Genomic DNA, 11,326 nt, shown 5'->3' on the forward strand with positions numbered 1-11,326 from the left:
ACAAGATATGACATATTGCGTAGGGATGCGGCTGGACGCCGGGCTGATCTTTATGGCCGATACGCGGACAAACGCAGGTGTCGACAACATCTCGACCGTCAAGAAAATGCATACGTGGGAGGTTCCGGGCGAGCGGGTGATTGTCATCATGACCGCCGGCAACCTCGCCACGACGCAATCGGTAATCTCGCTGCTGGATGAGCGCTCGAAGGCGCCAGAGGAGCGTAAGCCCTCGATCCTTGAAGCGCCGTCGATGTTTCAAGTGGCGCGCGAGGTTGGCCGCACCTTGAAAGAGGTCATCGGTGCCAATGCGACAACCGGCATGGAGGCCGACGGCGCCTTTGGCGCAACGATGATCATCGGCGGTCAGATCAAGGGATCGGAGCCGCGCCTGTTTCTGGTCTATCCCGAGGGGAACTTCATCGAAGCCTCGGAAGACACGCCGTTCTTCCAGATCGGTGAGGCGAAGTACGGCAAGCCCATCATCGTGCGCGCCCATGATCCGGCGATGCGGTTCGAGGATGCGGTGAAGCTTTTGATGGTCAGCTTCGATTCGACCATAAAATCGAACCTGTCCGTTGGCCTGCCGCTGGATTATGTGACCTATACCGGTGACAGCCTGTGTATCACCCACGCCGAACGGATCGAGCCGGACGATCCCTACTACCAGATGGTGTCGAACGGCTGGGGCGAGGCACTAAAGGTCGCTTTTGATCAGCTGCCTGAGTTTTCCTTTGATTGATTTAGCGGCCGCCTTGCGGCGACGATATGAAGTGTTGGGGCATCGCCATTGTCTCTCGCGCCAATGGCATCTCAATGACGATCCCCAAACCCCGTGGTATTTTCAGTCAGAAGAAACAATCAGTGCATCTCAGGCGGGAGGTAGTCTCGGATCGAACTCACCTTGCGGCTGTGGTCCGGGTCGATCTCACGCAGCTCGAGTGACAGCATGAACGGGTGATTGGCCATGTGGTCCATTGTGAACACTTTTGCCGCCTCGAAAATCGCCTCCGTGGCGTGCGTCTTTTGGGCCTCGCTCCGTCCCGCACCAAGTCGGATGGTAATGTCGACATAGCTGTGACGCGGATCCCCATCCGCAACCACGCTATGCGTGGCAGCATGTGCCCGAACCCGGATGCCAGCGTGCGGAAAGACCCACGTGGCAGCGGCCGCATCCTTGAGCGCCACGCACAACGCGTGCATGTCGATCATGTCATCAAGGTTGGCGGAGTAGTCGAGGATGATATGCGGCATGGGTCAAGACTGGTGCGCCGCCCTACCGCGCGCAAGACAAAAGCTTGTCCACGTCCAGATGAGTTTCAAGGTGATCCGCCAGTGCATCGAGCGTTGCCTCGACCGTTGCGGTGTAAGACGCATTGCCATGGCTCACCCCAAACCCTGCAAGCCACGCGCGCCGGAACCCGTCATCGCGAAACATGCCGTGCAGGTAGCTGCCTGCCACACGGCCATCGGCGCTGATCGCACCCTCATCCTGCCCCGCAACCTGTGCAAAAGGGCGCGCGCGGTCCGGGCCGTCACTGCGCCCGATATGGATTTCATAGCCCTGAAACCGCTGCCTGCTGAGCGCATGTACCGCCTCAACCGTGGTCAGGCGTTTGTCGTCGGACATGACCGTCTGCACATCCAGCAACCCAATTCCTTCGGTCGCGCCTGCCGGCCCCTCGATCCCATCCGGGTCATCCACAACCTGGCCCAGCATCTGAAACCCACCGCAGATGCCCAGAACATGACCGCCGCGCCGCACATGGGCGCGCACGTCCTCGTCCCAGCCCTGCGCCTTGAGAAATTGCAGATCGCCACGCGTGGACTTGCTGCCGGGAATGATCACCACATCCGTATCGGCCGGCAGCGGCTGACCCGCATGCAGCATGGTCAGGCGCACACCCGGTTCCTGCGCCAGCGGGTCCAGATCGTCGAAATTGGCGATGCGCGACAGCTTGAGGCAGACGATATGCAAGCCATCCGGGCGCGCGGGCGTGGCAATGTCCAGCGCGTCCTCGGCGGGTAGTTTCCACGCGTCAGTGAACCACGGCACGACGCCGAACCCACGCCAGCCGGTGTGCTCTTCGATCAGCGCATAGCCATCGTCGAACAAGCGCGGATCGCCGCGAAAACGGTTGATCAGAAAACCGCGGATCAGGGCCGCGTCGTCAGGATCAATCACCACCTGCGTGCCCACGATCTGCGCGATCACCCCGCCGCGGTCGATGTCACCGGCCAGCACCACGGGGCAGTCTGCTGCGCGGGCAAACCCCATATTTGCAATGTCACCGGGGCGCAGGTTCACCTCTGCCGGGCTGCCCGCCCCTTCGACCAGCACCAGGTCATGGCGCGCCTGCAGGCGGTGAAAACTGTCCAGCACCGGCGCCATCAGGGAAGGTTTCAGGGCTGCGTACTCCCGTGCCTTGACGGTTGTCAGCCGCTTGCCCTGCACCACCACCTGGCTGCCCACGTCAGTCTCTGGCTTCAGCAGCACAGGGTTCATGTCCGTATGCGGCTCCAGCCCGCTGGCCATCGCTTGCAAGGCCTGCGCCCGGCCAATCTCGCCCCCGTCAACGGTCACGGCAGCGTTGTTCGACATGTTTTGCGGCTTGAACGGCGCCACCGCCAGCCCCCGCCGGACCGCCGCCCGGCACAGGCCCGCCACCAGCATCGACTTGCCGACGTTCGACCCGGTGCCCTGGAGCATCAGCGCCGTCATTCCATAGGCTCCAGCTTGCGGCGCGCGACAAAGACGACACCGGTGACCGACCACAACGCAAGCTCGACAAAGATGGTCCAATGCAGAACTGAGGCGATGTACCAATTGTCCGTCGCGCCGGGCACAGCGACCAAAGGTCCGGCGAAGGAAAAAGAGCCCCAGCCCCAGGACACAGGCCCCGTGATCGTATCGAGCGCCATGTGCAAAAGCGCCCCGAGGCCTACGCCGATCAGCACCCGCGCCGTCAGTACGACGCCAAAGAACAGCATGACCGCCCACAGGGTCGGATCATGGGTCAGATAGTTGTGGCTATAGGACGCGGCACCATCCACCGCGAAAGACCACAGCACATCCAGATCCGGCGCGAGGGAGCCAACAATGATCGCCCAGAACATCACCGGATCACGGAAAAAGCCATTGTCGAGCGCAGACGCCAGCAGGTAACCCGCAGGTGCGTGACCAATGATCATGGGCGTCCCCTGGTAAGGCGCACGTGCCGTGCGCCCTTGCTAGAACTCGACACCTTTCTGTGCCTTCACACCCAGATCCTTGAACGGGTGCTTGACCAGCGTCATCTCGGTGACAAGGTCTGCCGCTTCGATCAGTTCCGGCTTCGCATTGCGCCCGGTCAGCACGACATGGCTCATCTCGGGCTTTTTGGTCATCAGGAAGTCGACCACTTCATTGATGTCCAGGTAGTCGTAGCGCAGTGCGATGTTGATTTCATCCAGCAGGACGAACTGGATTTCCGGGTCGAGGATCTGTTCCTTTGCGATCCGCCACCCATTCTCGGCCGCAGCAATGTCACGCTCACGGTCCTGCGTTTCCCAGGTAAACCCCTCTCCCGACACAAAAAACCTGCATTCATCACTGAATTTCTCGCGCAGGAATGTCTTTTCGCCCGTATCCCAGTTCCCCTTGATGAACTGCACGACAGCGCACGGCATCCCATGGGCAATGCAGCGCATGATCATCCCGAACCCGGACGAGGATTTGCCCTTGCCCGGCCCGGTATGGACGATGATCAGACCTTTCTCCTCGGTCTTGGTCTCCATCATCTTGTCGCGGGCCGCCTTGATCTTTTTCATCTTGGCGTTGTGGCGTTCGGTGATGTCGTCCATGGCGTCCTCCGGGGTTTCACTCTTGTTGGTGCCATCATTTTGCGGTGGGTGCCAGAGGTGTCGGCGCTTACATCACCCGATCCAGAAATGCGGTCAGCCCGGCGCGGCTTTGATCAGTGAAATGAAATGCCTCCCAACCCCTCGCCTGCGCCGCATCGACATTGCGCTTGGTGTCGTCGATGAGGATATGGGCCGCGCGTGGCGCAGCGCTCCACGCTTCAATGTGCTCGAAATACGCGGCGTCGGGCTTGGCATGCCCGATCCGGCCAGAGGCAAAGATGCGCTCGACCAATTTTCCAAAGCCCATCTGCTCTTCGATATAGCTCGCCCGCCGTGGCTCGTTGTTCGTTCCAATCACATGGCGCGCATCAGGTCGGTTTAGATGCGCCAACACCTCACCGTCCGGCAAAGCGTCCCTTGCAAACCAATAGGCCATGAATTCATCCGCATCGACCTCGTGCCCCTCAATCTGCAGCCACGCCGCCAACTCCGCCCGCAGGTCCACATGTCCGCGCATGATCCCCGCAAGCCGATCCGGATGGAACAGGTGACCCGCCAATGCGGCAAGCTCAATGCCCCAATCCTCCATCAGCGTATCAGCCCAGACAAACCGGCCATCCACGATGTTGGCGTTCAACACGCCATCAAAATCCCAGACAATGATCTTTAGTGACATGACGCGCTCCGTTTGCGACCAAGATAGAAGGGAAGCCGTCCCGTCACCATCCCGATCACGCTTGACTCTGTTTGCCCCGCCCCGCACTACAGTCGTGTTGGTGCCCGCGGTTCGCTGTGGGTGAAAAGGGAATGCCACGGGTCGCAAGGCCCAAACGCAGCCGCCCCCGCGACCGTGACCGGAAAGGGTGCTCCACGCCACTGGCTCATAAGGCCGGGAAGGCAGGGCAGCCGCAGAGGCGAACGCCTCGGGATCCGCAAGCCGGGAGACCTGCCAGCCAAAGAAGGACGAAACCGGACGGGGTGTGCCGGGTGTCGGGACACCACGGCCATTCGCCGCCCGCCATCTGCCATGCCGTCCCCGCGACTGGGAAATGAGATGGCCGAATTGCCCCCCGTAGAACTCTTGGTCTGCGTCAAATGCCGCCGCGAGCTGGACGTGCCTGAAGACGGCACACGCCCCGGCGAAGCGCTCTATGCCGAGCTAGCAAACCGCACCATGCCGGAGGGAGTGACGCTCAAAGCCGTGGAATGCCTGTCCAACTGCTCCTCCGGCTGCTCCGTCGCAGTGCGCGGCGGCGCAAACCGCTGGACCTACGTCTACGGCAATCTGATGGAAGACCGCGACGCCGACATGGTCGTCGAAGGGGTCTCCAAATACGCCGCCACCTCCGACGGCCTCGTCCCCTGGCGCGAGCGCCCCGAACATTTCCGCAAAAACTGCATCGCCCGCATCCCTCCACAGGAGTTCTGATCTATGGCCAACCTGAACAAGACCCCCGTCACCGTCATCACGGGCTTTCTCGGCTCGGGCAAGACAACCCTCGTGCGTCACCTGATGCAGAACCCGCAGGGCAAACGCCTCGCCATCGTGGTTAACGAGTTCGGCGACGTGGGCGTGGACGGCGACATCCTCAAAAGCTGCGCCATCCCCGACTGCCCGGCCGAAAACATCATGGAACTGGCCAACGGCTGCATCTGCTGCACCGTGGCCGACGACTTCATCCCGACGATCGAGGCGCTCATGGCCCTCGACCCGCAACCCGAGCACATCCTGATCGAAACCTCCGGCCTCGCCCTGCCCAAGCCCCTGCTCAAAGCCTTCGACTGGCCCGACATCCGCAGCCGCATCACCGTGGACGGCGTGATTGCCCTTGCCGATGCCGAAGCGGTTGCCGCAGGCCGCTTCGCCCCCGATGTTGCCGCTGTCGATGCCCAGCGCGAAGCGGATGACAGCCTCGACCATGAAACCCCGCTGTCGGAAGTGTTCGAAGACCAGATCAGCTGCGCCGACATCATCCTGCTGACCAAGCCCGACCTCGCCGGCCCTGATGGCGTCGCCAGAACCAAGGAAATCATCGCCGCCGAGGCCCCCCGCCCCTTGCCCGTCGTCGAAGTGGCCGAGGGCGTCGTGGACCCCCGCATCATACTGGGCCTTGAGGCGGCGGCCGAAGACGACATGGACGCCCGGCCCAGCCATCACGAACATTACCACGACCACGATGGTGACCACCACCATCACGACCATGACCACGACGACTTTGACAGCGTGATCATCGACATCCCCGAAGTGGACGACCCCGCGCAACTTGTCGCCCGGATCGAGACGATGGCGAAGACCCAGAACATTCTGCGCGTCAAAGGCTACGCCGCCGTCACCGGCAAACCCATGCGCCTGCTGGTCCAGGCCGTCGGTGCCCGCGTCCGCCACCAGTTCGACCGCCCTTGGGGCCCGAACGAACAGCGCCAAGGGCGTTTGGTCGTGATTGCCGAACATGACGACGTGAATGCGGCAGCGATCCGCGGCGCATTGACGGATGTTCCGGCAGCCGCCGAGTAGGAACCGCCCCCGATGCACATCGTCTTCCGCGAAAGCCATGGGCTTGAAGAGACCGAGACACCCACCGATCTGGGGCAGACGCCCGCGGATCTGGTGGTGCTGTCCTTCTCCGATAGCGACCTCGGGGCCTTCGCGGCGGCGTATCACAGGGCGGACGGTAAGCTGCCGACACTTCGGCTCGCCAACCTCGTGGGCCTCAAACACCCACTGTCCGTCGACACCTACATTGAACAAACGCTAGAGGGTGCCAAAGGCATCCTGATCCGCCTCATCGGCGGCGTGCCCTACTGGGCCTACGGCCTCCAACAAGTCGAAGCCCTGTGCCGTCAGAAAGGCATCGCCCTCGCCGTCCTGCCCGCCGACGGACGCCCTGACCCAAGGCTGGACGAGGTCTCAACCCTCCCCGTCTCCACCCTCCGCCGCCTTGCCCATCTCTGCGACACCGGCGGTGCTGTTGCGGCGCAAGCTGCCCTTGCCCAAATGGCGCTGGCCTCAGGCCTCTACGCTGGCCCCGTCAAAGGCGCCAAAGCCTTGCCAGCTGTTGGCGCATGGACCCCCGAAGACGGTGTATCTTGCCCCATAATCCAAGTCACCGACGACAAACCGCTCGTCGTCGTCACCTTCTACCGCGCCTACCTCGCTGCCGCCGACCTTTCACCCATCGAGGCCACATTCGCCGCCCTGCGCAAACGCGGCTTCCGCGTCCTCGGCCTCTTTGCCCCCTCGCTCAAGGCCCCAGAACCGGCGGCATGGATGGCCCGCCAGATCGCACACCTGAAGCCGAGCGCCATCGTCAACGCCACCGCATTCTCGGGCATCGGCGCCAACGGCTCCTCCCCGCTCGACGCAGGCGATGTGCCAGTCTTCCAGATAGCCCTTGCCACCTCAACCCGCGACGCATGGGCAGAAGCCGAACGCGGCCTCTCCCCCACTGACCTGGCCATGCACGTGGTCCTGCCGGAAGTGGACGGGCGGCTCTTCGGTGGTGTTGCCTCTTTCAAAGAACCGCAGGCCCGCGACGAGGCCCTGCAATTCGCGCGCTACGCCCACGCCGCAGACCTACAGCGCATCGAGGCCGTGGCTGACCGCGTCAAAGCTTGGACCGACCTCGCCGCCACCCCGGCGCGGGACCGCACCCTCGCGCTCGTGCTCAGCACATACCCCGGCAAAGACTGGAACATGGCGCACGCCGTTGGCCTCGACGCGCTGGCCTCAACCGAGGCCATCCTGTCCGACCTCAAGGACGCGGGCCACGACACCGATGCGACGCCCATCACGCAGGCGCTTGAAACCGAAACGATCCGATGGCCGCTGGCAGACTACCAAACCGCCCTCGCCCGCCTGCCTCAATCCCTGCAAGACGACCTCACCACTGCTTGGGGCAACCCCGAAACGGACACTGACGCGGGCCACTTCCACTTCAAGGCGACCCGCCGGGGCAACGTCCTGATCGCCCTGCAACCTGAAAGGGGAAACCCAAAGCAACGCGACGACGACTACCACGACCTCTCCCGCGTCCCGCGCCATGCCTATGCCGCCTTCTACCTCTGGCTCCAGACCCAAACGCAAGCGTTGGTCCACATCGGAGCGCATGGCACACTCGAATGGCTGCCCGGCAAATCCGTGGCGCTCTCGGACAAATGCTGGCCCGAGGCGCTCATAGGCACCCTGCCCGTCATCTACCCCTTCATCGTCAACGACCCCGGCGAGGCCGCCCAGGCGAAACGCCGCATCGGTGCCGTCACTCTCGGCCACCTGCCCCCACCAATGAAAAACAGTACCACGCCAGACCGCTTCGTCCGGCTTGAAACCCTGCTTGACGAATTCTCAAACGCCGACGGCCTCGACCCCAAACGCCGCGACCGGCTGCAAGAGGACATCCGAGCGGAGGCGCAGGCCATCGGTGTCGAAAACGATCTCGGCCTCGACCGTGCGGCGTGTTCGGCAGAGGCGATCACCCGCATCGACCGCTTCGTCTGCGACATCAAGGAAAGCCAGTTTGGCGACGGCCTGCACATCTGGGGCCAAGGCGCCGACACCGAACGCACCGCCCTGATCGACGCTCTGAATGGCAAGCGGATCCCCGGCGGCCCGTCCGGCTCGCCCCATCGCGGGCGGCGAGACGTGCTGCCCACGGGCCGCAACCTCTACACCACCGATCCGCGTTCCGTGCCAACCCGCACCGCCTATACACAAGGCGTGAAACTGGCCGAAGAACTCGTCCGCCGCCACTTGCAAGAGGAAGGCGACTGGCCACGCGGGTTGATCGTGGACCTCTGGGGCTCTGCCACCATGCGCACCGCAGGCGAGGAATTCGCCATGGCCCTTCACCTGCTCGGCGTCAAACCTGTCTGGGACCAAGGTTCCGAACGGGTCTCGGGCATCGAAGTGCTGCCCATCACCGGCCTCGACCGCCCCCGCATCGACGTCACTCTGCGCGTCTCTGGCCTCTTCCGCGACGTATTCCCGACACTCTCCGCCCTCTTCGGCCAAGCCGTCCGCGCCCTTGCTGCGCGCGACGAAGCCGCGGACTGGAACCCCTACGCAGGCAATGCTGCCACGGCCCGCGTCTATGGCCCCGCCCCCGGCAGCTTCGGCCTCGGCATGGGCGCAGACATCGAAACCTTCACGGAGGAGGCCCGTACCGCCGCAGGCCAAGCCTGGCTCGCCGCCTCCGCCTACGCCCTAGACGGGCCGAATACTGTCAAGGATGAGGCCGGAATCCGCGCCCGCGTCGCCGCCGCCGACAGCTTCGTCCACCTGCAGGACCTCCCCGAAACCGATGTTTTGCTGGCTTCCGACTACGCCGCCCACGAAGCAGGTTTTGCAGCCGCGCAAGCAGTGACAGGCGGCAAAGCCTCTCTCTACCACCTCGACACAACGCAGCCCGGCCGCCCCCGCGCCCGCACGCTGCCCGAAGAAATCGCGCGCGTCGTTCAGGCCCGCGCGACGCAGCCCAACTGGCTCGCAGGCATGATGCGCCACGGCTTCCGCGGCGGGGCCGAGATCGCCGCCACCCTCGACCATATGGCGTCCTTCGCCCACCTGGCTGGTGTCGTCGGCCCACACCTCTTCGACGCCTACCACGACGCAACCCTCGGCGATCCCGAAGTCGCGGCCTTCCTCCAAGACGCCAACCCCGGCGCCTATCAAGCCATGCAAGACCAGTTCGCCGCGCTGGATGCTGCAGGCCTCTGGCACACCCGCCGCAACTCCATCCGCGCCAGCCTGGAGGCGGCGCAATGAGTATCAAAGGGTGGTGCCCCGGCGCCTGGCGCGCCATGATGTCCGGCGACGGTCTGATCATGCGCATCCGCCCCCGTCTGGCGCGCCTGACCCGCGACCAGATCCTCGGCCTCTGCACGCTGTCTCAGTCCCACGGCAACGGCATCATCGATCTCACCAGCCGCGCCAACCTGCAGATGCGCGGGATCAACGAAGACGACCACCAAACCGTCCTCACAGCCCTCCACTCCCTTGACCTGATCGACACCACGCCCGAGCAGGAAGCCAAACGCAACATCGTCACCACCCCGCTCTGGCAGGAAGGAGACCTCACAACGCGCCTCCACGCCGCCATCATCGACACCTTGCCACAGATGCCCACGCTGCCCGCCAAAATGGGCATCGCCATCGACACCGGCCCGCAGCCCACACTGGCTGACACCTCCGCCGACTTCCGCTTCGAACGCAGCGCAACCAGCCTGATCCTGCGCGCCGACGGCGCCCCCAACGGCCAAGCGATCAGCGAAGCCGAAGCGCCCCAAGCCCTCCTCCACCTCGCCCACTGGTTCCTCGACACAAACGGTGCAGCCGCGGGTCGCATGGCCAAACACCTGAAATCGACACCGCTGCCCGACGACTGGCAAGACACGGCGCCCAATCAAGCAGCACAACCGCTGCAACCCGGAGGCACCACCTACGGCGCCCCCTTCGGCAGCATCGACGCCGCCACCCTAGCCGCCCTATTGCAAGACAGCCAAGCCACAGCCCTCCGCGTCACGCCATGGCGCCTCTTCATCCTCGAAAACGCAAAACCCTGCGCGCCACAAGGCTTCATCACCGACGCAAACGATCCGCTGCTGTACACCCACGCCTGCCCCGGCGCACCCGCCTGCGCGTCTGCCACTGTCGACACGCGGCACCTCGCCCGCAAACTGGCCAAACCCGGCCTCCACATCTCCGGCTGTGCGAAGGGCTGCGCCCACCCGCGCCGCGCCGCGACCACGCTCGTGGGCAACGACGGCACGTTCGACCTTGTGGAAAACGGTCATCCATGGGATGCCCCGCGCGCGACCGGCCTCACGGCCACCGACCTCCTGACGCCAGCGAGCTAAAATGCCCTACGAATACGAAACCGATGGCGCGGCCATTTACCTGCAATCCTTCGCGACGATCCGGGCCGAGGCCGACCTCGACCGCTTTGACAAAGACGAAGAACAGGTCGCCGTCCGTATGATCCACGCCGCCGGGCTCGTAGGGCTGGAACAGCACTGCCACTTTTCCTCCGGCTTCGTCCAAGCCGCCCGCACCGCCCTCGAAGCGGGCGCGCCTATCCTTTGCGACGCCCGCATGGTGAGCGAAGGCATCACCCGCCCCCGCCTGCCCGCCAACAACGAGGTGATCTGCACCCTCCACAACGACGGCGTCCGCGAGCTCGCCGCAGAGATGCAAAACACCCGCTCCGCCGCCGCGCTCGAACTTTGGCGACCCCACCTGAAAGGCGCCGTCGTCGCCATCGGCAACGCCCCGACGGCGCTCTTCCACCTCCTGAACATGCTCGAAGACCCCAATTGCCCCCGCCCCGCCGCCATCATCGGCTGCCCCGTGGGCTTCGTCGGCGCGGTGGAATCCAAAGACGCCCTCTGGGCCGACCAACCCGTCCCCTGCTGCATCGTGCAGGGAAGGCTCGGTGGCAGCGCCATCACCGTCGCTGCCGTCAACGCCATCGCAAGCCGCAAAGAATAA

General features: G+C 64.1%; 11 protein-coding genes and 1 riboswitch. Of the genes, 6 read left to right on the forward strand and 5 right to left on the reverse strand.

What is annotated here, in order from left to right; all coding sequences use genetic code 11:
• Positions 1–7 precede the first annotated feature (7 nt).
• The gene (locus tag FD715_RS09430; RefSeq protein ID WP_147108649.1) at positions 8–742 is read left to right on the forward strand and encodes a proteasome-type protease; all 735 of its coding nucleotides are present in this window, start codon (positions 8–10) and stop codon (positions 740–742) included.
• Between the two features lie 119 nt (positions 743–861).
• Here the strand turns inward: FD715_RS09430 and FD715_RS09435 are convergent, their stop codons facing one another.
• From FD715_RS09435 to FD715_RS09455, 5 genes are all read right to left on the reverse strand, one after another.
• Positions 862–1,254: a 5-carboxymethyl-2-hydroxymuconate Delta-isomerase gene (locus FD715_RS09435; RefSeq protein WP_147108652.1), complete on the reverse strand. Its 393-nt coding sequence runs from the start codon at positions 1,252–1,254 to the stop codon at positions 862–864.
• A gap of 22 nt (positions 1,255–1,276) precedes the next feature.
• The gene (locus tag FD715_RS09440) at positions 1,277–2,722 is read right to left on the reverse strand and encodes a cobyric acid synthase (RefSeq protein ID WP_147108655.1); all 1,446 of its coding nucleotides are present in this window, start codon (positions 2,720–2,722) and stop codon (positions 1,277–1,279) included.
• Positions 2,719–3,192 carry a metal-dependent hydrolase gene (locus tag FD715_RS09445; protein WP_147108658.1) on the reverse strand — a complete coding sequence of 158 codons (474 nt, stop codon included), beginning with the start codon at positions 3,190–3,192 and terminating at the stop codon, positions 2,719–2,721. The genes FD715_RS09440 and FD715_RS09445 overlap by 4 nt, the downstream gene beginning before the upstream one ends.
• A 39-nt stretch (positions 3,193–3,231) precedes the next feature.
• On the reverse strand, positions 3,232–3,843 hold the full coding sequence (cobO, locus tag FD715_RS09450) for a cob(I)yrinic acid a,c-diamide adenosyltransferase (RefSeq protein ID WP_147108661.1): 612 nt from the start codon (positions 3,841–3,843) through the stop codon (positions 3,232–3,234).
• A 67-nt stretch (positions 3,844–3,910) separates the two neighbouring features.
• Positions 3,911–4,519 (reverse strand): HAD family hydrolase, encoded by a 609-nt coding sequence (locus FD715_RS09455; RefSeq protein ID WP_147108664.1) that lies wholly within the window; start codon positions 4,517–4,519, stop codon positions 3,911–3,913.
• A gap of 81 nt (positions 4,520–4,600) precedes the next feature.
• Positions 4,601–4,812, forward strand: a riboswitch (cobalamin riboswitch).
• A gap of 85 nt (positions 4,813–4,897) precedes the next feature.
• On the opposite strand from FD715_RS09455, the gene FD715_RS09460 reads away from it, so the two are divergent.
• From FD715_RS09460 to FD715_RS09480, 5 genes are read left to right on the forward strand one after another with little or no spacing between them, the layout of a single operon-like run.
• The gene (locus tag FD715_RS09460; RefSeq protein WP_147108667.1) at positions 4,898–5,272 is read left to right on the forward strand and encodes a DUF1636 domain-containing protein; all 375 of its coding nucleotides are present in this window, start codon (positions 4,898–4,900) and stop codon (positions 5,270–5,272) included.
• A gap of 3 nt (positions 5,273–5,275) precedes the next feature.
• Complete coding sequence (gene cobW / locus FD715_RS09465) at positions 5,276–6,358, forward strand: cobalamin biosynthesis protein CobW (RefSeq protein WP_147108670.1); 1,083 nt, start codon at positions 5,276–5,278, stop codon at positions 6,356–6,358.
• Positions 6,359–6,370: 12 nt separating this feature from the next.
• Positions 6,371–9,604, forward strand: coding sequence for a cobaltochelatase subunit CobN (gene cobN / locus FD715_RS09470; protein ID WP_147108673.1), 3,234 nt, complete (start codon positions 6,371–6,373; stop codon positions 9,602–9,604).
• Positions 9,601–10,695, forward strand: a complete 1,095-nt coding sequence (locus FD715_RS09475) for a cobalamin biosynthesis protein CobG (protein WP_223274812.1) — start codon at positions 9,601–9,603, stop codon at positions 10,693–10,695. The genes cobN and FD715_RS09475 overlap by 4 nt, the downstream gene beginning before the upstream one ends.
• A 1-nt stretch (position 10,696) precedes the next feature.
• The gene (locus tag FD715_RS09480) at positions 10,697–11,326 is read left to right on the forward strand and encodes a precorrin-8X methylmutase (protein ID WP_147108676.1); all 630 of its coding nucleotides are present in this window, start codon (positions 10,697–10,699) and stop codon (positions 11,324–11,326) included.

The organism is Tateyamaria sp. syn59 (genome assembly GCF_007995245.1).
GTDB lineage: Bacteria > Pseudomonadota > Alphaproteobacteria > Rhodobacterales > Rhodobacteraceae > Tateyamaria.